A 23,583-nucleotide genomic window follows, 5' to 3' on the forward strand; every position below is an offset into this window, starting at 1 on the left:
CCACACCTCTCCCAGCGCACACTTTGTTCTTTATATAGAACATACAGTTATTATATAACCCATGCTGCTGCAGATAAACACTTTTTTCCAAATAACGAATAAAAAATTCTTAATAAAGAACACTCCGAGCATTTTTGGGTGATATAGGATCAGCTTCTTGAAACATTCCCAATAGATGAAAAGGATACCCTGATCCATTAATAGACAAATAGCCTCTATTAATGAACTCGCAATTCCCAGATGGCAGGCAAACGGAAAGCAGTTTTTTCTTTTTTTTTGTAATTTTGATAAATCCACACCAGTTATTTCCGATATAATTAAATAAACTACTTAGGGAGAGCATCTATATGAAAAAGACAATGACTATTATCTCAACAACACTTTTGGCAGTTACCTTATCAGCTTGCGGCCAGCCCCAGCCTAAAGATACCGTAAAGGATTTCTTAACCTCTTTTCAAAAAGGGGATATTGAAAAAGCCGGTACTTATGTTAGCGAAGATTTTGAATCGAATGTCCTGAATGACAGTAAAGAAGATGCAAGTGAAAAACTTATAAAAGCTTTTATTAGAGGATATAAATTTGAAGATATAAAAGAAGTGTCAAATAAAGGGGATACAGCTAAGGTTAAGGCGAAGATCACCTCTATAGATGTAGCAGAAGCTTATACAAGTGCTATAAGCGAAGTAATGCCTCTTGCCTTTGCTTCTGCATTTAATGAAGGGGAAGACTCCGATAAAGCAATGGAAAAATTAATGGAGAAGACCGTTATTAAAAAACTGAACGCAAAAGATGCTTCTTACGATACCCGGACGATTACACTGACCCTTAAAAAAAATAAAGAAGATGAATACAAAATTGTTGCGAATGATCATTTGAAAGATGCTGTTTTAGCCAATATGAGTGACCTTGAAGAGGCCTTTGGAGAAGATACAGCGTCAGAAGAAAAGCAAGCTGAACAGCCTGAACAGAAATCTGAGGTTATTTCCACAATAGCAACTCAAAAAAGTATAGATGCTAACCCTATACAGTTAAAAGTAGAAGAGGTTTCATTTAAAAAAGTTACAAATCTGCCAGAAGACGAACAGGACCGCATTGGTTTTCTGACTGATAAAGAAATTGGAAATGAATTTAACTATGTCTATGTTAAATACAGCGGGCAGAATACTTCTGAAAAGGACATTACCTTCAATGGTTTTACACAGGCCATCTTATTCTCTGGAGGCAAGCAGGAGAATATTGATCACTCTGCTGGTGGAGACTTTATAGATTACGATGAAGATGAAGATGGAGAATATTATGGTAAGGTTACAAAGCAAGGAGAAGTTGGGTTTATCATGAACACGGATCCGAGTAAAGTGGAAAAGATCCGATTAGTAATAGGACCGACAATGGATTCCAATACGTATGATGGCGGAACAGACGAGCAATTTATTGAATTCAAACTAAAATAACCTCCCCTAGTGGAGGTTTTTTAGTTAGCTATGTAGATGGAATTGAAAGCTTTAACTAATATAAAGGGTGCTCTAGTTTATAAAGAAATCAAGTTCCAGGAGGTATGAATCATGAAAAATCTAGTAATCGACACACAATGGAATCCAGAGGATACACCATACATACTGCAAAGATTAAGAGAGTTTAATATAAAGCATTTATCAGAAAAGGATGTTGAGTTCAAAAACGAAGATTTCTGTTTTAAAGTGAAGGATGATGACGGTAACATCCTTGGCGGGATTTCGGGAAGTACAAAAATGCAGAGTGTTTCTATCCAATTTCTTTGGGTGGATGAAAGCCTTAGAGGAGAGGGTTATGGCAAAGAACTCATGAAAAAGGTCGAAGAGTACGCTGTGGAGAAGAAATGCCGAATGATCAAGGTAGATACGTTCAGTTTTCAGGCGCCTGATTTTTATATAAGCCTGGGGTATGAAGTGTATGGGAAAATAGAAGACTTCCCTGAAGGATACGACCATTATTTTTTGTATAAGAAGCTATAAGACACGTGGGAGGATAATGTTTGATGTTAACGAATGTTTGCAGCTGCCAAGTCACAGGTTCCATTAAAGTGGAAGCTGATTATGATGCTGAGCCGCTCTGGTGCCATACATGCGGCTGGAACTTAGATATTGATGAATTCCCACTGTCTGAAACTATTAAAGATGAGCTATTTGAATGGCAGCAGCACTATGGAGTGATACCCATAAAAGAACATAATGTCATCGGATTGAATCTTACTGAAAAAGTGAAGGAAGAATTAGGTTCAGATTACACAGTCGTATTTATTCCCATAGATGATGGAGGAATTCCTCTTCAAATGTAGAATACTAGAAAGGAATATAGGCTGAAATGGGGTGGTTCAATGAACAATGAAAAAAAGAAAGAAAAAAGTAAAGTAAAGAATGACAGCTGGAACAGAGCCTTCTATGGCAGTCCTACAATCGGCGGCCTGGTTGTAACTGGAATTATTGCAGTATTTATCATCTTTAATGTGTTAACGAAGTAATCGGGCGATACCTTAGTAAAAGGGAATCGCCTTTTCTTATTCCGGCCGCAGAAAGTACCGGGAAGACTTCTCCCCGGGCAACGCATAGAGCATCCTCACTCCTTATAATCCCACAACACCCGCCACTCCCCCTTCTCCTTCACCGCATACACATCCTGCACGAACCGGAATGTCCCGTACTTCCCCTTATACCGCTGAGTTACCTGAAACTCATATACGGACTTCAGCGTAAGGCCCGGCGCCGCCCTCCACTTCCTCAATTTGTCTCCGCCCTCGATGCTGTAGTCGAACGTGTCAGCACCGAAATGGCCGATGAACACATGGACCCGGTCCTGCATGAAGACTCCCTTCGGCCACCGCTCCTTCATCGAAGGATGCAGCAGGGCCCATGAGTTCCCATAATCACCTCTCGCCTCATAATGGTAAAAATCATCCACCACCGACTCTGCGGCATGACCTGGTGACAGCAGAACTCTTATATAGAAAAGAAGCAGCAGGATCACTGCCAGGGCTATGATCAGCAAAACAGGTGGCTTTCGTCTTCTATACATCGCTCTCTCCCTTAAAAAGGTTCTCCTAATCCAAGCTATGTGAAAACCGTCCCAGTCATGACTCTAGTACCTATTTCTCATTTTAAGCAGAGGAACTCCCCAGCACGTTTTATAGGGCTCTTTTCGGGTATTTTTCTAATATAATAAGCACCCTAAGGAGGAAGACAACGATGATGAAGCAAATCAACCGTCTCCGATATCACTGGCATACATTTCAGGCGCTCCATCTTGAAGTGATCAAAAGGGACTGCATTGACCACCGCCTGCGCGAAAAGCTGAACAGGAAACTCGCTGACCATAAGAGCAAGGCATCTTTACTCAAAGCTGTATAACTGACGGGATAACCTTTGTAAACGGCATAAAAACGAGACTGATTACCAGCCCCGTCTACGTCTATAATAAAATTCCGTTATGCCAGCTGTTTTCGCATCCTTTGCTTTAATAATTCTTTGACCGTATGTACAGTATCTTCTACAAACTCATCGATTTCAGTTGGTTTAAGATATATAAACTCGTGGTCATCAAAAATCGTATGGCTATGATAAAAATCAGTGATATTTCTAATCTGCTTTAGTGTTTGACCCTGCGGAAAGAAATCAAGGTACTCTGGAAAATACTTGATGTGTTGAAACTCAGTCCAAAAAATATGCTCTTTATGGTTTTTAAGATATAAAGAATCTAAACCATACCAGTCTCGCTTAACAAGAGGAGTGTATTCAGGGGTGTTTACTATTTCCTTTAACGCGTTTTCTTTTTTCTTTTGATCAGTGAATGCAATCCATTTCTCATCAGTCACCAAATGGATATAGTAACCAAGATAATAGGAAAATTCACTAAGCGACCTTTCTTTATCGTCACAGAGATATAGTTGGTAAAAAGAATCAGAGTTAATTTTCCCTTCAATCTCAAAATGAGTAATTTCTTTTGGAGGTGTAAATTGACCATCCTCTCCGATTAGTCCACAATCCGGTCCAATACTGCCAACCAAAAATTCTATTTTGGATACAGGAAGTTCTGTTTTTAATAATTCTTCAGTAATCCTGAAGTGAGTAACCCAAGTAGCCAAATTATCACTCCTTAACTGTTTATGTTTTTTACATACTTATTTCTCAGTAAATATCTCTTTATATATTACCATAAAAAGTAAATCTTTCTTTCAATATGTTGCTATACCATAAAGGCTAAAACAATGAAAACTTTCAATAGAAAATTGCGAATTTTTGTTGTCTTCAAATAGGGAGTAAATCTTTTTTCAGTTGTTTTACTAACAGGCGCTATTCTTCAACACGGAATTATGGATTTTCCGGTGAAATACGGAAGAAGGGGATTTATTTAGGAATTAGAAGTTAAAGTAAATTGTAGAAAATCATTATAATTAATGAAGAAAATTGCCTAATTTGTTAAAGTTTAGGCAGGGGGAGTGATTTATTGATGAGTCAGTATAACGATAATGACTTTGAAAACAGTTATAACGGGGATGATTTTGAAAAGTATTATGACCACGAAATAAACCGCGTTAACGAACAACTTGAAAAAGAAATCGTATTTGCAATGGTGGGTGATGTCAACGCCGGTAAATCATCAACTATCAATCTTTTAATTGGAGATGATAAAGCTCCAGTCGGTTCAAAACCAGGTGAAACAACCATAGTAAATAAATATAATTATAGGGATAAAATTATTTTTGCTGACACACCTGGACTAGACGATATTAATAGCAAAAATTCAGAGGAAACTATTAATTATTATAAAGAAGCAGACATTATTCTTTTTTTCCTTAATGCGGCTGGAACCGTATTTTCAGAAGGTGAAAGAAAATCATTTGATAATATAAAAAAAATCAATAAAAGGATTATCATTGTCTTAAATAAAATTGACGCCGCTGATGATATTCCAGGCTTGGTTAAATTCGTACAAGAACATACCAACTATGATTTTAAGGTAACTCCTGTCTCATCCAAGACCGGACAAAATATCGATATGCTTAGAAATGCCATTTTAGATATTCTTAAAGAGCAAAAAAAAGATATTTTGTTCGCTAAGCACGTTAAAGAAAAGTCCTCTACAGCAAATAAGTGGATTCTAGCTTCCGGAGCATCTGCTGCTGCTGTTGGCGCTGCACCAATACCTGGGGCCGATATCGTTCCTTTGACTGGAATACAAGTTAGTTTAATGATCAGATTGGCTACCTTATATGAAAAACCCTTATCAAAAGACAGAGCCAAAGAATTGATTATAGCCTCTATGGCTGGAAATCTAGGAAAAAGTCTCTTTAGACAGGCGTTAAAAGTGATTCCAGGAGCAGGTAGTATCGCAGGTGGTGGGATTGCTGGAGCTATGACTTTAGCGCTAGGATATGGGATTAAATATGCTTACGAAAATAATATCGAATTAGATGCGGATGTTTTGAAAACCCTAACGAGCCTTTTTAAAAATAATGATAATGTATAAAAAATTCAAAAAAGGTCCCATTCGGGTCCTTTTTGTACATAGAAACAGGGTCCACAGGGAGGCTCAATTATAAGAAGTATTAACACAAATCCAGGCATTCCAAGGTCAGAACCCCAGCTCAATTGACCATTTTTTGTTGCGATATAAGCAGCAGATGCTTTGATTGAATCAGATAGTTGTGAAATTGAGAATACAATAATACCAGTTACAATGGCTTGTGCAATTAGAAAATAACCTACTCTTTCATATCTTTCTCCTCTTTATTCAGTGTCTTAATAGAATTCTATAAACAAAAGGTTAATACCTTCTTCAAATAACTTGCCCCGTTAGTGCAACTACAAAAGGCTGCCTAAGCAGCCGAATGTACTTAAACTAAACGCACACTTTAGTTGAATAAGAAGCTGCCGTCCTAATCTCCGATAGCCTCTATAACTTTGTTTTGCTCCAATGCTAGTTCACAAAGCTCCATTAACTTTTTACTGAATTTCCTTACTCTGTTTTCATACCAATCGTCTTTATTGTATTTGGTTGTCAGCGACACACATATATGTATTAATTCATTTATTTCTTGAACTGTAAATAACCTTGTTCCATACGGATCCAATCCTAGTAACAGGTCATATTCATTCCCCGGATTGTTCAGCCTTTTTGAAAGATAGGAGTGTAATTTCTCTTCAAGTTTTACTCCCCGCTTAGTCGAATCAACAATGATGAAGTCAATCCCTGCCAATTGTTTCACCCTCTTATCATAAAGTAGCAAATTTACATTCTAATCTCTCTTTAGCTAATTTTAACATAAGCCCTTAAATTGGCTGCCGGTTTAATGAAAGAGTAAGGCACCGTCTCCCTTAGCAGCTTTACATCTCAAAAAACCACCTACCCCACAAACCTCCCAACCTCCTTTTCAAACCCAAGCTTCACCGTCCCCACCGGCCCATTCCGCTGCTTGGCAATAATCACTTCCATCTTGCTGTCCTCGTCCGTATTGTGGTAATAATCGTCCCGGTACAAAAGAGCAATCAAATCGGCATCCTGCTCGATTTGCCCGCTGTCTCTCAGGTCTGAAAGCATCGGACGCTTGTCCTGCCTGCTTTCGACTGCGCGGCTGAGCTGGGAGAGGGCAATCACCGCCACATTCAGTTCCCGGGCCATCACCTTCAGGCTGCGGCTGATCTCGCTGATCTCAGCCTGGCGATTTTGCTGGCGGTATCTGTGCTCTCCGGGGAGGAGCTGCAGATAGTCGATCACTACCAGGATCCTTTTTTCGCCCCCGGTTTCTCTTCTCACTTTCCTTACCGCTGACCGGATACAGCGGACATCCATGCCCGCCTCATCATATACCTGCAGATCTGCCTTTGAGATCATACCCATCGCACGAGAAAGCTTTTCCCAGTCTCCATCTTCAAAAAAGCGCCGCGGATTTCGCATTTTGCGGGAGTCAATGCCGGCAATCATCCCGGCTGTGCGGACCAGCAGCTGCTTTTTTGACATCTCCAGGGAAAAAATGAGGCAGACGTCGTGAGCAGATGCCCTATAAGCGAGGTTCAGTGCGAATGCCGTCTTCCCGACACTCGGCCGCGCTCCGATAATAATCAGATCGGACTCCTGAAAGCCGCCTGTCAGGGCATCGAGCTTCGGGTAGCCTGACGGAATGCCGCTCCATTCCCCGCTGTCCCTCTCAAACTCATGATAAAGCTCAACCAGATCTCCCTGAATCGATCCGCTGACTCCTCCCGCCTGCTCACCCTCCAGCTCCCTCAAGCGCCCAATACCCGCAGCAATCGTCTTGTCGATATCCCCGTGTGCCGCCTGTTCGATCATCCCCTGCGCAATGCCCGCCATCTGCCGGCGCCGGCTGTACTCAACCACTACGTCCTGATAATACGAGAAACTCTCAGCCGATGGCACACTCCCGGCAAGCTCCGTCAGATAACCGATGCCTCCAATCCCGGCAAGATTAGGCGGGCCGATCTCCTCCATCACGGAAATAATATCAATCGGCTGCCCCCGCTTATGTACAGCCTGAATGGCGGCCAATATCCGCTGCAACTTCACGGAAAAGAGCTGCTGCGGCTGGATGAGGCAGTCCTGGATCAGCTCTTCCTTCAGAAACAGCGAGCCGACGAGCGCCTCCTCTGCCTCCTGATTCCATAAGCCAAATTCCTGCATTTTATCCGTCCTTCCCGATGCCAAGAATCTGCCGCATCTTCTGAAGCTCCGCCCTTACCACATGCTCCTGTGCCGGCTGGCTTTGATTCTGGAGGAGGATCGCCGTTTCCTCACAGCCTGGAATTGCCCGCGCTGATCCTGACTCTTTTTGAACTAAGTCCGCAAGCTTGGGCGGATACGGAGACTGCCGCACGTATTCGAGCAGCCGGACGTTCACCTCCTCATAGTCCTCATGCTTCAGCACCTCATGAAACGCATCCACCCGGTTCTGGTCCACCTCAAATCCATCATAATACTGGCGGATCTTGCTTAAAATAAGGAATGTCTCCCTTTTAATCATCGAGATCATAATCCTCCTCCGCGAGATTTTGCAGCCGCACCTTTTGGTTCAGATACGACTCAAACTTCGTCCCAAACAGCGTCTCCGGCCGCAGGAACTTGCTCCACCGCGGTACCCCCAGCCACTCAGCCGCCTTCGAATCAATCACCCTTCTGAAATCGGCCTCCCGGAATCCTTCCCTCCATCTTGCCGCAATCAGACTTTTCGTTTTCTTCGACTCCGGCCGGTACGCAGAACCTGTCCGCTCATTCAAATAATCAATAATCCCGGCAAACGGGATTTCCTCCTTTTGGGTTTCAACCGTACCCTCCCCGGCCTCTTCTTCCCTAACGCTTCCTCCTTCCTCAAATCGCGCCAGCTTCTCATAACAAATGCTGTACCACTTCGTCTTATCCATCTTCGACCGGTTAAAATTCGCTGTCACCACCAAGCCCTGGGCTTCCAGCGACTTAATCGCCCTCTTGATCGTACTCTCTGACCAGAAAGGCAGCTGCTCCTTCCAATTCTGATAGGTATTATATACCCACTTCCTCCCCTCCATCTCGTGAACACTTACCATCATCCAATAATGAATCTGCTGCAGGATGACCGCCTCGATCAGGCCAATCCTGACCGCCAGCGACGGGATGATCATCACCGGAGCCTCATGAATCAGCAGCTTGCTCAACTGAAATCCCCCTTTCCAATACGCGACTTTATCCGCTCCATCGGGTCAACCGTCTGTTCACTGTTTATATAAAGTGCAGGAAATAAAAAGGGGTCGCAGTGAGGAAAAAAATTTTGGACCCGGCAAGATCTTTTTTTCTGAAGTAATCTTTGGAGTACTCTCTGGTATTGGCCGGGTCATTCTTACCTTGTGGATGACCCATTTTGAACAGGCGGGGAGGTCAGAATGAACGTATCCAAAGGTCATTCTGAGTCAACACAAAAAACCGGAATCATACCTTCCACAAGTATGATTCCGACATCATGTATCCCATTATAGTTTTCTGAACTTCTTCAATGCCTGTGTATTAATGAGATAAAGAATCAATGCATACAGAATTAAACCCAGGAGATATCCCCAGATCTGCTGAAATCCATCTCCATAGACCATCACGCCCTTAATCGCTGCTGCTCCATAATAAATCGGCATGATGTAGCTGAGATTTCCAAGATGATAGGGAATCAGGTCCAGGGGAATCAGCCCTGAGAAGAAAACCTGCGGGATGATGGTAAAGGGTATCATTTGAACAACCTGCAGTTCTGAGCCTGCAAATATGGAAATCGTGGCCCCGAATGATACAGCCGTGACCGCGAGCAGAACCATAGCAAGCAAAACCCATCCAATGTTACCGGCAGAGCTTAATTGCAGAGCGTAAATGGAATAAAGAACAATAAGCAAAGCTTGAACGATGGCAAAAACAGCATATCCCGCCGTATACCCGAGAATGACCTCCCCGCGTTTAATGGGCGTCATCAGCAGCCGTTCCAATGTACCACCGCTCCGCTCTCTGACAAGCGCCATCCCCGAAATGATAAACACTAAGAAAAACGAAAATAGGGCAAGAAATACATACCCGAGAGAGTCAAAGGTGGACTGGTCTTTTGTCCCGTACACATACTCCATATTCACTTTTGCGGAAGGATTTAAAGAAGTGACGGCTTCCTGGATCCCGCTGACGGCCTTCGCTCCCTTGGTTGAAGGCTCATACATGGTAATGGTCATTCCCGAGCCTTTTGAGAAGGCAACGATCGCATCTACATCCTGATGATTTTTCAGATATTTCCTGGCCTGGTCAGCATCAAGGCCTTTAATATCCCGAACCTTCAAATCCTGCTTCTCCAAAGCAGCCGTGAGAGTACCAGGCAAGGCCGACTTATCAGCGCCAACTGTCGGAGTATAATCTGAATCCCCCAATAAGAAGTAAACAAGAGTCAGGATTAACAGGGGCGCTACCAGAATCATCATCATGCTTCGTTTGTCATTAAAGGTCTGCAGAATCACGCGCTTTGCTAAATGCATCATGAGTAAGCACCGCCTTCGGAATGTTTGGAAGCCGTCAAAAACAGCTCCTCGACTCGTCCGCTTTCTGTTTTATCCAGTAAATGTGTCACGGTATCATATTCAATCAAGGCACCGTTATACAGAAGAGCTGCTTTATCACATTCTGTGACTTCATCCATCACATGGGTGGAAACAATGATGGTTGTTCCCATTTTCTTGATTTCCTGAAACTGCTTCCAAATCGTCCGGCGCAGCATCGGATCAATGCCTACTGTCGGTTCATCCAGGAACAAAATTTGCGGCGAATGAATGAGCGCAGCTGCAAGTGAAAGCCTCTTTTTCATACCGCCTGAATAATGTTTAACCAGCTTCCGCCGATGCTCTGTTAAATCCACCACCGCAAGCACTTCATCCATGCGCTGCTTCAGCTGGCGCTTCTCCATATGGTAGAGGCCGCCAAAGAAAAGCAGATTATCTTCTGCAGACAAATCATCATACAGTGCGTCATTCTGCGGCATAAATCCTACCTTATTTAACATATCCATATTGGGCATCCGAACATCTCCGAAATGGATCGACCCCTGTTCTGGAGTAATGGCACCAATCATTAAACGGATTAAAGTAGTTTTGCCAGAACCCGACGGCCCCAGCAATCCGCAGATTTCTCCTGCCGGTATCGTGAAAGTAATATCCTTCAGGACTTGGTTTTTCTCAAAACTTTTACTTATATGTGAAACGTGGATGTCCATCATTAATTCCTCCTTCGTACTTGATAAAAGACTTTCTCTGCATACATTGTAACTCTTGAACTAGAAAGTTGATTTCCACTCCAGCCACTCGCTTTCCGCGGGGCGGGCGCTGAGCCTCCTCGTCTCCGCCTGCGGGGTCTCACCTGTCCCGCATATCCCGCAGGAGTCTCGCACCTTCCGCTCCAATCAACATTATTTAATAATTAAATCTCCTCACAAAACTTATAAGAAAATCTCTTATTAATATAAAAACTCTCTAGTTTCTTCAACTCTTGAGTATAATAATAATCGACACCGTGTTGTTTTATGCCTACTATGAATATATGTTCTTATAAAATGGGATTCAATACTCAAAACCAAGAAAAGTGTTGGTTAAGCGACAGCTGACAGGATTGTGTTGAAAAAAATAAATGGGGGATTAGCCATGGCCGATGTTCATCCAGATTTACGTGTTGTCCGAACGAAGGAATCGATCAAGAATGCACTGATCGAATTGATAGGAGAAAAAGGGTTTGAGGGTATTACTGTAAAAGACATAACGACCCGGGCGAGGATCAATCGCAGTACTTTTTACACCCACTATCAGGACAAGTATCAATTGCTGGCCAAATGTGAGGAAGAATTGCTGAAGGAGATGGAGAATAAGATTCTTAAGAACATACCCAACGTCATCTCTGATCTAGAAACCACGACAGCGAATGCCGTCCCTATTTCCGTGCTAGTTCCATTTTTTGAATTTCTAAACCGGAACAGAGACTTAATGAAAGCATTGCTTAGTCCAAAAGGAGATACATCGTTCCAGACAAAGCTGAAGGCATTTATGGGCAAAACCCTTTTTCACGAAAACCATAACATCTTCAAGCAGGAACAGCTGCTGGTACCGCCAGATTATTTAATTACATATATCGTTTCAGCCCACTTAGGGGTGATCCAGGAATGGCTGCTTCATGACAGGGAAGAATCGCCGCAGGAGATTGCCAGGATCATCTTTACGATGACGATAAACGGACCCTTTTTTGCGGCAGGGGTGAAGAAGTGATTTAAAGATAGGATTGTTCCTTCAAATTAAAGAACAGAGGCGGTCAAATAGGGGAAGTACCCGCTCGTGCTCCTGCGCTCTTTTACCGCTGATACCACAAATTTGTTATGAGGATACGCACATATCCCCTGGCCGTTAAACTGCACACATTAAGAAAAAGCGGACAGCCTCCCAACGTAAGGAGATTTTGCAGGTGAAGGACTATAAACCGGAAGAGTACGGCGTTAACGTAAAAAAACACGGGCAGAGCGATTGGGTATAAAGCACTCTCCCCCGGGTATTTTTATTCGACCTTGCTGTTAAAAATCATGCGAGATACGGCTAACTGCTTGATCCTTGTATTGAACTAATAATCTGTTTTTTGGCTACATAAAGGAGAATTACAGTGGTACAACCAACTGATTAATTGATGCACTCGGCAATTCCATTCTTCAAAAGTGGGACCCGGTCGTGGCTACTTTTGTTTGTGGGATGGAACAAAGATGGGCACGAATGGTGAGCAGCTTGTTCAGGTAACAGGGAATCCTCAACAAGCCTCCTTGCTTCCTATAGATAAAAAAACTACCGGCAGAGGTACGGCATTGGCTGTTGGCGGTAATAAAAATCTTCGGATTGAAGTTTGGGGAACGGGGTCATATATTGTTCAGATTGAAGCAATCGGTGCAAGTGGTACGGCAAGAGCACTGCCTGTTTGGGACATTACCGGTATGACGTTCGTTGCTTCTAACAACAAAATTGCAGCAGGATTTTATGATATAGATGTTCAGGGGTTTTCAAGATTCCAGGCAAACGTAACTTCAATTAGCGGAGGCAATGTGAACGCTTCTGGAAGGTTGATGCTGTAATGATTGATTTCGGTAAAGCATCGTTTGATCTAACAAGCAAGTTAGTTTCAGATTCTCAAAAGCTAATAACCCCTGAGAAAACCACTTTTGTAAGTGGTAACGCTATACGGATAGACACTATCCTTTCATTAGGGACTTTAGATCATACAACAGGTATTTTAAATCCATCTGGAACTGAATTTTCTACCCCTAAAATAAACATTGAAAAATACAGAAACAAATACGGTGTTTCGGCTATTCCTTGTAAAGTAACTGTTTTTGATTCCAACAGTGCAGTTATCGCGACGTTCGCAAACATGAACGGAACGGCTAGTAGGAGAATTCCCTCAAATGCTAGCTTTATGATAGTAGGCATGACTGTATCAAACTCGAAAAATATAATCAAATTCTTTGATGTTGCTCAAACATCAGTTACAACTATTCATTATGAAGAACCAGTATCTACCTTAACAAATGTGGTTGTTCCATTTTCAGCTATTCTAGATCCTTCGAAGAAAACAACGAATTTATAGAGAATTATTTACTAATGTTATTGCGGCCGGGGATAGTATTACAGAGGGATATAGGGCTTCTATTGATGATACGTATCGTAACAAGTCTTACCCGCATATTTTTAGCAAAAATAACAGATTGGAATGTGACAAATGGCGGAGAAAGCGGAGCAACAACTATTCGATGGTGGACAACCGATTTTCCTAAATTTAATTATACAAACTTTATAGCAGCTATAATCAAACTTGGACAAAACGGAGGATTAACCGATACTTTAGCAGCAGACATCATTTACGCGGGCACGAATACTGGTGCATATTGCAAAATTATTGAGGGCATGTTGGCTCAGAATCCCAACTTGAAAATATTCCTGGTCTCGATTCAGAATGCCAGTGATACAGTAACAAACGGAGTAATTCAGCAGATTGCACCAAAATATAATCTTCCTTACCTCGATATTTCAAATAACGGCATATACACATTAACCGATTCTAATTATCATACTGTGTTAAATGGTACTTCTTATGGTGTTCATTTTAATACAATTGGATATTTGACTCTTGCTAAAGTCATTTACATGATGATGATGGATTGGATTGAAAACAACTGGACAAAGTTTAAGGATTTCTAAGAAAGTTTTTTAAATATTTTCCTTTTGTTACTCCTAAGGGAATAGTTGCTGTGATATTCTATCCTGAGGAGGGGAATAGATTGAATAATAGATTAGAAGAGCTCGATTCGTTGAGGGGCTTAGCCGCAATCACCGTTATGTTAAATCACTTTATAATGGTGTTGCCCATACTATCCGACTCAAACAATACCTTTGTTACTTTAATCAAAAACACACCTTTACATTTTTTTTGGGCAGGGCATGAAGCTGTAATATTATTTTTCATATTAAGTGGATTTGTTCTATCACTGCCTTTTCTGAGGAATACAAACACTTCCTATACAAGGTATTTGTTTAAGAGGTTTTGTAGGATTTATATTCCATACGTTGTGGCAATTACTTTTGCGATATTGCTTTGTAGTATATTTTCAAGAGAAGGTATTGGTAATCTCAGTGACTGGTTTAACATAGCGTGGACGGACGAAATAACATTAAGCGGTATTTTCAATCACCTCTTTATGATCGGGGACTATAAGAATTTTCAGTACAACCCCGTCATATGGTCGCTCATTCATGAAATTAGAATATCCCTAATTTTCCCATTCATTATGTTAATAGTTTTAAGATTAACTTGGAAAAAAAGCCTGGCTGTCGCAGTCCTTCTTACTTTAACAGGCTTTGCAGGAATAAAGGTGTCTGAAATATACTTTGGGTACATTAACTATGGTGGCTCAATTTTCGATTCTGTTTATTATAGTTCAATGTTTGTAGTAGGCGCATTGTTAGCGAAACATCTTCATGAACTAAAAATTATTGTTGGTAAGGTAAGAAAATGGAATCCGTTATTAATTACAATAGCTCTATTAAGCTACACGTACACTTGGTGGTTCTTCCCAAATAACAATTTGTTTCATGTTCGTTTTGTGAACGAATGGGTAACGGTATTAGGTGTTGTTATTTTTATATTGATGTCATTGGTTTCCCAAAAAGCATCCCTTTTTTTAACTTCAAGAATATGCACATTCTTTGGGGAAATATCATATAGTCTATATTTATGGCATGCTATTGTACTCCTGACTATCATCAATGGGTGGTATGGAGAAGTAAGGCTAGGGTATTTATTATTGATTGCTGGTATACTGTCCATTTTGGTGGCTACAGTTTCTTACAAATTTATTGAAGAACCATCAATAAAACTCGGAAGATTTAAATATAGTCGTGTATATAAAGAGAAAAAAATTGTTTCTTGACGATGAACAAAGTTTTAAAACTTATGGATCTCTTATGCATAACAAGTAAATATGAAGTTATCGAGGGTCACAGGATTTACCGTAAACATGTATAGGCGAATTATATTTTCAACCAGCAAAAAAATACATATTTGCTTACATTGTGAAGAACTGTATTCATCTAACAAATAATTTAACCAAGCGAAAGCTAAGGTCCTCTCCAGTTAATTAAAGATGCCGTTTTTCCTTTCTTAGAAACGACGGCATTTTTGTTTGCTTAAATTAAGTTCATAAACATGGTAATGAAATAGATTGTGAAAGTGGGAAAATCCTAGGGCAAATGGGTTTAAATCGCGAATGGTGTTCAGAATTCACTTATTAACAATGAAAAACTATGCTTTGCGTTCTTTGTTTATCTTCTCCTTAGATATTATAGAACAACATTTTAGAAGGAAAACACTTTAAGTAAAAAGAGGAGGGGCATTAGGATTTCTACTAACTGATAACCCTCTCCCTGCAGTTACTAGCTCAGTTGTCCACAATCGGTGGCTCAGAACCATGCACACCTGGCTCTTTCTCCCCGCATAACTCAACTCCTATTAATTTAATGAAATCCTCATTACAAGAATGAATATATTCCTCCCAATCCTGGCGATAATACTAAAAACCCCACCCATCCTGCCGCCTCATAAGAACGTTTGTCGAAAACATCTATCGACAGAGGCATTCAGGTATAATGAGGTCACTGCAGCGTGCTCAGCTTAGAATTTCGCTCTTTTAGGATAATGGACCATACCTTTTGGAAAATTTATCTGGCAGCCGGGTCCTTTGAAGCATTTTGTCGAATCTTTGATTATTTTGCTTTGGAGTGGGGAATTTAAGAGGTAACAGAACCTCAGAAAAGGAGATTTCGTTTATGAATACTTCTTACGAATCCGGGAATTTCAGCAAAGGACTGTTGTGGGGAGCGGGTATCAGTATTCCGCTTTGGGTATCGGCTTATGGATGGGTTAAGTTAATCCTGCAAATGATGAACTAATTACAAATCAATAATAGTAAAAGGCATCCGCACGAGAGCGCGGATGCCTTTGTTTGTTGTTTGGATAATTCTCAGCTGTTAATTCATCCAGTATACTAAACTAGGCTAACTCTTTTTTCTTCAGTGTTTGCAAGAATGTTCTTCAATGCTAAAATAATATTTCCGAGCTCGTCTTTCTTTTCATAGCTGCTGTTATGCAGCTCTTGTTTTAAGGAATGAACAAAGGAGTCTGTAATCTTAAAGCGTTCAAACTTCTCCCATTCCATGGTTCTGCAAAGCTGGTACTGGAGCAGATAAGATATCGTATTTTGATCCTCAGCCATGCAAGGCCGGTCGATGATCAATAACGGAGTATTTCCAGTGATACACTCCCCAATCGTCCCCCAGCCTGCTTTTGTTATCGCAAGATCCGCAGCTGCTATATAGTTTTGTGAATTCATATAATCGCGGGGGATTCTTGTAATATTCCGCCCTTCTATATTTGTGTTATGCGAAACAATGAAATGACAGTTCTCACTTCGCCAAAGCGGCAGCTGATTCAAACTCCCCACATCGATTTTCATTCCAAGTCCAAAAAAGATGATGTGCTGATCCGCCTGCTGGTTTAAACTTCTTTTTATCCGGTCAGTCTCTTCCCAGTCCACTTTCCTGGAAAAGAAACCAGCTTCTATATCGCCGCCATCTGACCAATTCTCTTCTCTGCTTCCGGCCAGCCTGATCTGATATGTCATCTTGGAATAAGCTTTTCGAAACGGTTCTAATTTTTCCCGATCCACCATGTCCTCATAAGCGGAATACCAGGTAAAGTTCGAAATGCCAGCAGACGGAATTCCTGCTGAGGATGCAGCCTCAAACGCGATGGGCGATATATCAGACAGCACTAAATCAATGTTTTCCCCGTTCAAAAAGGCTGCTTCTTCAGCAATTCTTTTCGGCCAGGAATATATGAAGGTATTAAATTTACGGGTAAGAGCGGTCACATCTGGCATAATTGAATCCTTTTCCAGCACATAGCCGATATCAGTCTGAACGTCGCGGAAGAAGATGCGCTCATCAGTTAAAAATCCCTTCAGAAAATCCAGTGCAAAGAAATGACAGATCACAACAGAAAGCTCCTTGTCCTCTTCTATCCATCTCTGGATAATAGCTGCACTCCTCGCCGCATGGCCATATCCATAATCTGATATATAATAAGCAATTTTCCTCACCCTAACACCTCCTAAGACATACTTAAATAAGGGAGCAGGCTGCCCCGCTCCCTTTAAGTATTAATAGATGACTTTGGATCTGGATTTTTGGAAATGATTCAAAACATCATCCCATTCAAAATACAAACGAGTAAAGTCCTTATCACTGATGCCAATACCAGTCTGAACCTCGACGAACTCCAAATCACGAATCGCCTTAATGCCATGCTTCTTGCCGGCTGGGAGATGAATGATATCCCCTGCTTTCACACGGGTAATGGAATCATCTAACGCAAGTTCGCCTTCTCCTCTGACAATCGTCCACACTTCATCCCGCAGGTTATGATAATGATAGCTGGAATTCTTGCCTTTCAGAATGCAGATGCGCTTCGTGACCATTTCCTGCCCATCATTGTATTTCGCATAATCCAGGGTACGTGACCAGCCCCAAATCCGTTCCTCATACATTGGTGGCTGCTCAAAGCTGCCAATCAATTCCTTGATTTTAGGGCTGGTTGCTTTGTCTGCCACAAGGATTCCATCGGGGCTTGCCGCCACCACAAGATCCTTCACTCCAAGAACGGTAACCGGAATATCCAGTTCATTGATCAGGTGACTATTCACCGTTTCCTCACACATAACACCTTTACCTATTTGAGAAGTTGCCATCTCTTCCGTCAATGTATTCCAGGTACCAAGGTCCTTCCAATAGCCATCATAAGGAACAGCAACAATATGATTCGCCTTTTCCACCACTTCATAATCAAAGCTGATTTTAGGCAGATTCTTATACTGCATTTCCAATTGATCAAACGCGACCGGCAGTCCTTTGTCCTCTAAGATTTCAATTAGATACTTCAACTTAAAAGCAAATACACCACAGTTCCATAGAGCATTCAAATCGATAAGAGTCTGAGCTTTTTCTTCGCTCGGCTTTTCAGTGAAGTGGTTAACTGTAAAATAAGAGTGCGATTCCACATCTCCCTTTGGCACGATATATCCATACTTAGCAGATGGATACGTAGGCTTGACCCCAACTAGAGCTAAATCCGCTTTGGATTGCAGCATCACTTCCTCTAATTCTTTCACCTTATGAAAAAATCGATCCTCAACATAAGGATCGACCGGCAAAACAACTATAATTTCATCTTCTGATATATCCTGCTTAGAGTAGAGGTAGGAGGCAGCTAATGCAATAGCTGGAAACGTATCGCGGCGTTCAGGTTCAATCACAAGTGGCACATCCACGCCTATCTGGCTGTGAATCATATCTCTTTGCATCTTAGAAGTCGCAATAACGGAGGAATCTGCCAGTCCGACTGTTTTTAACTGCCCCCATACACGCTGGACCATGGATTCCTGATCATTACCATTGCTTTCTAGCACCTTTAGGAATTGCTTGGATCTTGTGTCGTTTGAAAGGGGCCAAAGGCGTTTTCCTGATCCTCCGGATAAAAGAACTAGTTTCATGAAATCCCTCCAAAAAAAAATAGGCCCGATATGGGCCCTTTTTAAAATCTTTTAGTAATAGTAAAATGTGAATTTTGTTGCAATCAAACCAGGGAATGCTTGCCGCTGCTGATGGTCTCTCTTCCAATCGAATCATAAACAATATTCGCTCTCTTTACTGAAGTGAGATCATAACAATTCCGTCCATCCAGCACGATCGGAGATTTCATTAATTCATGGTATTTTGATAGATTAAAGCTTTTGATTTCATCCCACTCTGTAAAAATAAAGCAGACATCCGCATCCTTAATCGTATCCTCAATTGTACTGCAATAAGTAATCTCATCAGGGTACTCCTTCTTGAAGTTTTCAACTCCAACAGGATCCCAGGCTTTCACATTGGCGCCGTCTTCCAGCAAGATAGGAATATTAACTAAAGAAGGAGCTTCTCTTAAATCGTCAGTCCCCGGCTTAAAGGTTAATCCCAAGACTGCAATATTGAGTCCCTTGAAGCTATCAAAATACTTGCGGGATTTTTTGATCAACTTGAGTTTTTGATTTTCATTCACATCAATGGCTGCCTTTATCGTCTTCAACTCATTGTCATGGAAACTGGCCAGCCAGTGTAAAGCTTTTGTATCTTTAGGAAAGCAAGAGCCGCCATAACCAATCCCAGCATTTAAGAAACGGTCACCAATCCGCTTGTCAAAGCCCATGCCAAGGGCAACATCTTCTATGTCAGCCCCAATCGTTTCACATAGGTTGGCGATTTCATTGATAAATGAAATTTTCAAAGCAAGGAAGTCATTCGAGGCATATTTAATCATTTCAGCACTCTTCCTATTTGTAACAACTATAGGTGCATCAAAGTCTTTATAAACCTCTTTTAAAACTTCTCCTGCATATGGATCCTCAACCCCTATAACAATCCTTGATGCATGCAGCGTGTCTCTTACCGCCGTACCCTGTGACAGAAACTCGGGATTGGATGCCACATAAACTTTAACATTATGCTTTAATTTTGCCTTAATTAATTCTTCGATTTTATCATTGGTACCGATAGGAACTGTTGATTTAACGACTACCACGCAGTCTTTCTCGATGCTTTCAGCAATTTGTTCGGCTACTTCATATACATATTTTAAATTGGCAGAGCCATCTTGTTTTTCTGGGGTTCCAACACCTATAAAAATAATATCTGCGTCTTGATAAACATCTTTATAGTCTGTTGTGAAATTCAACTTACTCATATTGTCCACCATTAATTCTTCTAGACCAGGTTCGTAAATTGGAGATATTGCCCTTTTCATTAATGAAACTTTTTTATTATCAATGTCAACACAGGAAATCATGTGTCCATGTTTTGCCAAACAGACTCCAGTTACTAAGCCTACGTATCCTGTGCCAGCTACTACAATTTTCATCTTTATCCCACCTATTTATTATTTTTAGAAAGTTAAAAAATATTAGTGTTTATTTTCTAAGTTTGTAAGGAGTGGAGTTGATGTTCTTTTTACCAGAAATCTATATGTTATCCAAACAAACACCATAATGTATATTGGTTGCCAAATAATTTCATTAAAGTATCCTCGGGTATATCTCATTAAGTAGTAGAGAAATGAAGTTGCAACCGCAAAATAAATAGGTTTTTGGGACAAAGATATTAAAAAATTTTCATACTTAACAATTAACAATGAGAATATTAATACTAGAGGAATTCCAAACCAGCCAAAGTTCCAGTACCATTCTGCAATGGCAGATCCCCCCATAGCATATACAGTAGAATTTATATATGCCCCTCTTTCTGGTTGTTCTAAATAGACATTAAACAATGCGAACTTTTCTATTCCAGCGGTAGGTATCTTAAAACCACTTAATATTGAATATACAATAGAAGCCAAATAAGAGGTGCCGTATTGAAAACTACCTGTTGAAGGGACTGCCATTAGAGATTGAATTACTGCTTTGACTGTACCTCCCATTTCCAATGCTAGTCCTTTTAGAGGCTCTGATTCACTAATAACTAATTTTAATTTATTCATAAATTGACCATCAATTGTAGTCTTTCTAATATTTGTAACAATCGTTATTAAAAAACTTCCAATATAAGCCATCAATGCATAAGCTAAGTTGAATTTTGGCTTGAAAAAGTAGCAATACATAAATATTAATGGAACTAGGGTTTGAATAGTGTTACCTTTTCGCCCTGATAAAAACATAAAAATTAGATAGTATATAATTGTTAATGACATAATTAAAGTGAACTTAGTTTTGTCGTTTCTTAGGCTACTTAAAATTAACAGAATGGATGGTAAAAATAATTTTGTAAACCAACCTAAAGGTATCCCCTGAAATGTAATTTCAACTTCAAACATGCCTTCATATCCTACTTTGTTTTTAACCAGTATCTGAATAATATCATGATAAAGTTCTGGGATTACACTTATACAAAAAAGAACGATTCCTAATTTCTTACATATATATAGTGAATTTTTTTCATTATAATTATATTCTATATTGTTTTCGCTTTTCTTTACATTCGAGAAACAAATAACTCCTATAACATATACAAAAGTAAATAATAAGGCATAAATCGTTCCCCAATATCCCCAGTATTCTCCATATCGATAAAGCATTTCGTTTGTAGTATAGGTAATTTGATTAAACTTCAAATCATATCCAATAACTATTACTGAAGAAATATGGAACATTATTAAGCTTAATAACACAAAAAACTTTGGAGACATCCATCGAAATTTCATTATTCTCCATACCAACACATAATATATTAGATGGATAGTTGCAACTTGAGCACATCTCCATTCCCAGCCTTCAGAAATTTGGAAAAAATCATTAAATAAAATTATTATATTACTTAATAAAACTCCAACTCCTATTAGTAGAATATTCAGCTTTCTAACTGATATATTCATTAATTTCCTCCCTCAACATACAAGTGTAAATTTTAATTTATCCGCATTGTGGCAAGATTCTTTTTCCGCCTAAATTTTATATACTATTATTAAACTATTTTTGCAGCTTTTTTTATACTCCTCTAGGGTATTAAAGCTGAAATTGAGAATTAACCTGTCTCTAATTTTGCTTGTACTTTCAATTGTAGCTGCCCCTCCATCCTTAATATAAAAAATACCAACCAAAGGGAATAAGGGCTAATACAAAAATAATCATCCCTCTAGATAATACTGGAACAAAACATTTTTATATCGGATTATTAACATACAAGTCAGCACCTTTATATGAAATAACCCTTCCAGGAATCCCCACTACAACTGCATTGTTTTCAACTGATTTATTTAATACACAGTTAGTACCAACAGCAACATTATTCCCAACCTTTATACCACCGATCACTTTTGCCCCAGGTGCTAGATACACATTGTCACCTATTATTGGAAACTGTTTTATGCCATCCTTAATGGTCATACCAACCGTTGTACATTGTGATATGGTTACATTTTTCCCTGCCACTTTTGGACTAAATACAATTCCATTAATATGAAACAATAATAAACCCGGACCAATTTCAATAGCGTAAGGAATGTCATAACCGAATTTATATTTATAGCGTTTATACATTATATAGGAAAATGGAAAAATACTATATTTTGTTAACTTCCTTTTCCTAAAGAAATGGCATATTCTTAGCCATACGGAAAATTTAAATCCTTCGTTTAAAAAATAATGTTTTAAAAACTTTTTTAAGGATACTTCTCCAGCATAGCGAAATAAATCAGATTTAATAAAATATAATATACTTTTCAGCAATAATTATCCTCCTAAAAGCTATGGTATTTAAATTACTGAATACCTAATAAAATTTCTTCATACTTTCTACCTAAAGTATCAAGAGTAAATCCATTCTCTTGTATTTTTTTTCTTCTTTCTTCTACATTCGGTATTTGTTTACTACTGAAATTTAAGATTCGATCCGCCCATTCAACTTCATTATTCACAGAAATATAGTCTAATATTCCCATATCCATATTTGCTTCAGAAGTAATTGTATCTGACAATATTGTTGGTATCCCGGCAGCTTGAGCTTCAATGGAAACTGTTGGTAAACCTTCAAATAAAGAAGGCAATACAAATACATTGAAAACATGTATAAGATCAGGAATGTCTTCCCTTCTTCCTAAGAACCTCACGTATTTCTGAAGATTTAGATTATTTACTCTTTCTTTAATTTGTTCCTCTAAATTCCCTTCTCCTACGAAAAGCCACTTGAAATTTATATTTCTACTTCTTAACTCACTAATTATTTTTATCATGAACTCATGATTTTTTTGTAAATTAAACCTTCCAATATGACCAATTATTAAATCACCTTGGAAGATATTTAAATCATCATAAAATTCCACTACTTTATCTTTTGATAGCTGCTTTGTAAATTTGTTTACATCTACACTATTTGGCATTGAGTGAACTTTTTTTGATTTCCCTATTCTACTCCCAAAAATAAACTCACTAGCCATTTTGCTGCATGTCAAATAGTCAGTAGCCAAACAAGTGGTCATAAATTGAGAGGCTTTAATTTGAAGTTTATAAAATAGCCCCTTATTTTCATCACTAGTTCTATGAGCATGTACTAAAACTCTTTTCACATTATATGCTTTTGCAAAGGCCATAAAAAATAATCCTTTATATCCCGATATATGACAGTGAACAACATCATATTGATTATCTTTTAATATAGTACAATAAGCTTTTACCATTTTTGTTATTCCCGTATGAACACTAGGAATACTAAATGTTCTACCACCTCTAAGTTCTATTATATTTATAAAGCTTTTATCATAATCTGAAAAACTCACAACATCTATACAAATGTTTTTTTTCGACATTCCAGAAATTAAATTTTTCACATAGGATGAAATGCCTCCACCATATCCAGGAATAATATGTAGTACCTTAACCGTGTTATCCATATA

At 39.6% G+C, this 23,583-nt stretch carries 24 protein-coding genes and 1 pseudogene; 11 read left to right on the forward strand and 14 right to left on the reverse strand.

Annotated features, from left to right (window positions below; genetic code table 11):
- Positions 1 to 347: 347 nt before the first annotated feature.
- The 4 genes and pseudogenes from V1498_RS20470 to V1498_RS20485 all read left to right on the forward strand — a co-directional run.
- Positions 348 to 923, forward strand: a pseudogene (locus tag V1498_RS20470) (hypothetical protein); the annotation flags it as partial.
- A gap of 639 nt (positions 924 to 1,562) precedes the next feature.
- On the forward strand, positions 1,563 to 1,991 hold the full coding sequence (locus tag V1498_RS20475) for a GNAT family N-acetyltransferase (RefSeq protein WP_409295894.1): 429 nt from the start codon (positions 1,563 to 1,565) through the stop codon (positions 1,989 to 1,991).
- Between the two features lie 23 nt (positions 1,992 to 2,014).
- Positions 2,015 to 2,314, forward strand: coding sequence for a hypothetical protein (locus V1498_RS20480; RefSeq protein WP_409299395.1), 300 nt, complete (start codon positions 2,015 to 2,017; stop codon positions 2,312 to 2,314).
- A gap of 39 nt (positions 2,315 to 2,353) precedes the next feature.
- Positions 2,354 to 2,497 (forward strand): hypothetical protein, encoded by a 144-nt coding sequence (locus tag V1498_RS20485; protein ID WP_409295896.1) that lies wholly within the window; start codon positions 2,354 to 2,356, stop codon positions 2,495 to 2,497.
- Between the two features lie 95 nt (positions 2,498 to 2,592).
- On the opposite strand, the gene V1498_RS20490 is transcribed toward V1498_RS20485, so the two are convergent.
- On the reverse strand, positions 2,593 to 3,048 hold the full coding sequence (locus tag V1498_RS20490; RefSeq protein ID WP_409295897.1) for a hypothetical protein: 456 nt from the start codon (positions 3,046 to 3,048) through the stop codon (positions 2,593 to 2,595).
- 170 nt (positions 3,049 to 3,218) lie between these two features.
- On the opposite strand from V1498_RS20490, the gene V1498_RS20495 reads away from it, so the two are divergent.
- Positions 3,219 to 3,380: a hypothetical protein gene (locus tag V1498_RS20495; protein ID WP_409295899.1), complete on the forward strand. Its 162-nt coding sequence runs from the start codon at positions 3,219 to 3,221 to the stop codon at positions 3,378 to 3,380.
- A 77-nt stretch (positions 3,381 to 3,457) separates the two neighbouring features.
- On the opposite strand, the gene V1498_RS20500 is transcribed toward V1498_RS20495, so the two are convergent.
- Entirely contained in the window at positions 3,458 to 4,114 is a 657-nt protein-coding gene (locus V1498_RS20500) for a zinc dependent phospholipase C family protein (RefSeq protein WP_409295900.1), read from the reverse strand.
- A gap of 365 nt (positions 4,115 to 4,479) precedes the next feature.
- Here V1498_RS20500 and V1498_RS20505 point away from each other — a divergent pair, with 365 nt between their 5' ends.
- On the forward strand, positions 4,480 to 5,499 hold the full coding sequence (locus tag V1498_RS20505; protein ID WP_409295901.1) for a GTPase: 1,020 nt from the start codon (positions 4,480 to 4,482) through the stop codon (positions 5,497 to 5,499).
- A 409-nt stretch (positions 5,500 to 5,908) separates the two neighbouring features.
- On the opposite strand, the gene V1498_RS20510 is transcribed toward V1498_RS20505, so the two are convergent.
- The 6 genes from V1498_RS20510 to V1498_RS20535 form a co-directional block, all read right to left on the reverse strand.
- Positions 5,909 to 6,229 (reverse strand): hypothetical protein, encoded by a 321-nt coding sequence (locus tag V1498_RS20510; protein ID WP_409295902.1) that lies wholly within the window; start codon positions 6,227 to 6,229, stop codon positions 5,909 to 5,911.
- A 146-nt stretch (positions 6,230 to 6,375) separates the two neighbouring features.
- Positions 6,376 to 7,668: a replicative DNA helicase gene (gene dnaB / locus V1498_RS20515; protein ID WP_409295904.1), complete on the reverse strand. Its 1,293-nt coding sequence runs from the start codon at positions 7,666 to 7,668 to the stop codon at positions 6,376 to 6,378.
- A 1-nt stretch (position 7,669) separates the two neighbouring features.
- Positions 7,670 to 8,008 carry a hypothetical protein gene (locus tag V1498_RS20520; RefSeq protein ID WP_409295906.1) on the reverse strand — a complete coding sequence of 113 codons (339 nt, stop codon included), beginning with the start codon at positions 8,006 to 8,008 and terminating at the stop codon, positions 7,670 to 7,672.
- Positions 8,001 to 8,675, reverse strand: coding sequence for a conserved phage C-terminal domain-containing protein (locus V1498_RS20525; RefSeq protein ID WP_409295908.1), 675 nt, complete (start codon positions 8,673 to 8,675; stop codon positions 8,001 to 8,003). Before V1498_RS20525 ends, V1498_RS20520 begins: the two co-directional genes overlap by 8 nt.
- Before the next feature lie 312 nt (positions 8,676 to 8,987).
- Positions 8,988 to 10,016, reverse strand: coding sequence for an ABC transporter permease (locus V1498_RS20530; RefSeq protein ID WP_409295910.1), 1,029 nt, complete (start codon positions 10,014 to 10,016; stop codon positions 8,988 to 8,990).
- Positions 10,013 to 10,744, reverse strand: coding sequence for an ABC transporter ATP-binding protein (locus V1498_RS20535; RefSeq protein WP_409295912.1), 732 nt, complete (start codon positions 10,742 to 10,744; stop codon positions 10,013 to 10,015). The genes V1498_RS20530 and V1498_RS20535 overlap by 4 nt, the downstream gene beginning before the upstream one ends.
- A gap of 424 nt (positions 10,745 to 11,168) precedes the next feature.
- Here V1498_RS20535 and V1498_RS20540 point away from each other — a divergent pair, with 424 nt between their 5' ends.
- The 5 genes from V1498_RS20540 to V1498_RS20560 all read left to right on the forward strand — a co-directional run bounded on the left by V1498_RS20540 (position 11,169) and on the right by V1498_RS20560 (position 14,980).
- A complete protein-coding gene (locus V1498_RS20540) occupies positions 11,169 to 11,783 on the forward strand; it encodes a TetR/AcrR family transcriptional regulator (protein WP_409295914.1) in 615 nt (204 codons plus the stop codon).
- Positions 11,784 to 12,265: 482 nt separating this feature from the next.
- Positions 12,266 to 12,628, forward strand: a complete 363-nt coding sequence (locus V1498_RS20545; RefSeq protein ID WP_409295916.1) for a hypothetical protein — start codon at positions 12,266 to 12,268, stop codon at positions 12,626 to 12,628.
- Positions 12,628 to 13,140 (forward strand): hypothetical protein, encoded by a 513-nt coding sequence (locus V1498_RS20550; RefSeq protein ID WP_409295918.1) that lies wholly within the window; start codon positions 12,628 to 12,630, stop codon positions 13,138 to 13,140. The genes V1498_RS20545 and V1498_RS20550 overlap by 1 nt, the downstream gene beginning before the upstream one ends.
- Before the next feature lie 65 nt (positions 13,141 to 13,205).
- Positions 13,206 to 13,751 (forward strand): SGNH/GDSL hydrolase family protein, encoded by a 546-nt coding sequence (locus tag V1498_RS20555; RefSeq protein WP_409295920.1) that lies wholly within the window; start codon positions 13,206 to 13,208, stop codon positions 13,749 to 13,751.
- A gap of 80 nt (positions 13,752 to 13,831) precedes the next feature.
- On the forward strand, positions 13,832 to 14,980 hold the full coding sequence (locus V1498_RS20560) for an acyltransferase family protein (protein ID WP_409295922.1): 1,149 nt from the start codon (positions 13,832 to 13,834) through the stop codon (positions 14,978 to 14,980).
- Between the two features lie 1,113 nt (positions 14,981 to 16,093).
- Here V1498_RS20560 and V1498_RS20565 read toward each other — a convergent pair.
- From V1498_RS20565 to V1498_RS20590, 6 genes are all read right to left on the reverse strand, one after another.
- A complete protein-coding gene (locus V1498_RS20565) occupies positions 16,094 to 17,206 on the reverse strand; it encodes a glycosyltransferase (protein ID WP_409295923.1) in 1,113 nt (370 codons plus the stop codon).
- 60 nt (positions 17,207 to 17,266) lie between these two features.
- Positions 17,267 to 18,655, reverse strand: coding sequence for a sugar phosphate nucleotidyltransferase (locus tag V1498_RS20570; protein ID WP_409295924.1), 1,389 nt, complete (start codon positions 18,653 to 18,655; stop codon positions 17,267 to 17,269).
- An 83-nt stretch (positions 18,656 to 18,738) separates the two neighbouring features.
- Positions 18,739 to 20,058 carry a UDP-glucose dehydrogenase family protein gene (locus V1498_RS20575; protein ID WP_409295926.1) on the reverse strand — a complete coding sequence of 440 codons (1,320 nt, stop codon included), beginning with the start codon at positions 20,056 to 20,058 and terminating at the stop codon, positions 18,739 to 18,741.
- A 42-nt stretch (positions 20,059 to 20,100) separates the two neighbouring features.
- Positions 20,101 to 21,567 carry an O-antigen polysaccharide polymerase Wzy gene (gene wzy / locus V1498_RS20580; RefSeq protein WP_409295928.1) on the reverse strand — a complete coding sequence of 489 codons (1,467 nt, stop codon included), beginning with the start codon at positions 21,565 to 21,567 and terminating at the stop codon, positions 20,101 to 20,103.
- A 286-nt stretch (positions 21,568 to 21,853) separates the two neighbouring features.
- Entirely contained in the window at positions 21,854 to 22,420 is a 567-nt protein-coding gene (locus V1498_RS20585) for a serine O-acetyltransferase (protein ID WP_409295930.1), read from the reverse strand.
- 32 nt (positions 22,421 to 22,452) lie between these two features.
- Positions 22,453 to 23,580: a glycosyltransferase gene (locus V1498_RS20590; protein WP_409295931.1), complete on the reverse strand. Its 1,128-nt coding sequence runs from the start codon at positions 23,578 to 23,580 to the stop codon at positions 22,453 to 22,455.
- Positions 23,581 to 23,583 lie beyond the last annotated feature (3 nt).

The organism is Paraperibacillus marinus, assembly GCF_046237605.1.
In the GTDB taxonomy this organism is placed as follows: domain Bacteria; phylum Bacillota; class Bacilli; order Bacillales; family DSM-1321; genus Paraperibacillus; species Paraperibacillus marinus.

Coding starts and splice junctions, on each gene's coding strand:
- V1498_RS20575 (WP_409295926.1), bottom strand. CDS start 20,058: ATGAAAATTGTAGTAGCTGGCACAGGATACGTAGGCTTAGTAACTGGA.
- V1498_RS20530 (WP_409295910.1), bottom strand. CDS start 10,016: ATGATGCATTTAGCAAAGCGCGTGATTCTGCAGACCTTTAATGACAAA.
- V1498_RS20570 (WP_409295924.1), bottom strand. CDS start 18,655: ATGAAACTAGTTCTTTTATCCGGAGGATCAGGAAAACGCCTTTGGCCC.
- V1498_RS20590 (WP_409295931.1), bottom strand. CDS start 23,580: ATGGATAACACGGTTAAGGTACTACATATTATTCCTGGATATGGTGGA.
- dnaB (WP_409295904.1), bottom strand. CDS start 7,668: ATGCAGGAATTTGGCTTATGGAATCAGGAGGCAGAGGAGGCGCTCGTC.
- wzy (WP_409295928.1), bottom strand. CDS start 21,567: ATGAATATATCAGTTAGAAAGCTGAATATTCTACTAATAGGAGTTGGA.
- V1498_RS20540 (WP_409295914.1), top strand. CDS start 11,169: ATGGCCGATGTTCATCCAGATTTACGTGTTGTCCGAACGAAGGAATCG.
- V1498_RS20495 (WP_409295899.1), top strand. CDS start 3,219: ATGATGAAGCAAATCAACCGTCTCCGATATCACTGGCATACATTTCAG.
- V1498_RS20505 (WP_409295901.1), top strand. CDS start 4,480: ATGAGTCAGTATAACGATAATGACTTTGAAAACAGTTATAACGGGGAT.
- V1498_RS20490 (WP_409295897.1), bottom strand. CDS start 3,048: ATGTATAGAAGACGAAAGCCACCTGTTTTGCTGATCATAGCCCTGGCA.
- V1498_RS20550 (WP_409295918.1), top strand. CDS start 12,628: ATGATTGATTTCGGTAAAGCATCGTTTGATCTAACAAGCAAGTTAGTT.
- V1498_RS20475 (WP_409295894.1), top strand. CDS start 1,563: ATGAAAAATCTAGTAATCGACACACAATGGAATCCAGAGGATACACCA.
- V1498_RS20480 (WP_409299395.1), top strand. CDS start 2,015: ATGTTAACGAATGTTTGCAGCTGCCAAGTCACAGGTTCCATTAAAGTG.
- V1498_RS20485 (WP_409295896.1), top strand. CDS start 2,354: ATGAACAATGAAAAAAAGAAAGAAAAAAGTAAAGTAAAGAATGACAGC.
- V1498_RS20535 (WP_409295912.1), bottom strand. CDS start 10,744: ATGGACATCCACGTTTCACATATAAGTAAAAGTTTTGAGAAAAACCAA.
- V1498_RS20555 (WP_409295920.1), top strand. CDS start 13,206: ATGATACGTATCGTAACAAGTCTTACCCGCATATTTTTAGCAAAAATA.
- V1498_RS20545 (WP_409295916.1), top strand. CDS start 12,266: ATGGGCACGAATGGTGAGCAGCTTGTTCAGGTAACAGGGAATCCTCAA.
- V1498_RS20520 (WP_409295906.1), bottom strand. CDS start 8,008: ATGATTAAAAGGGAGACATTCCTTATTTTAAGCAAGATCCGCCAGTAT.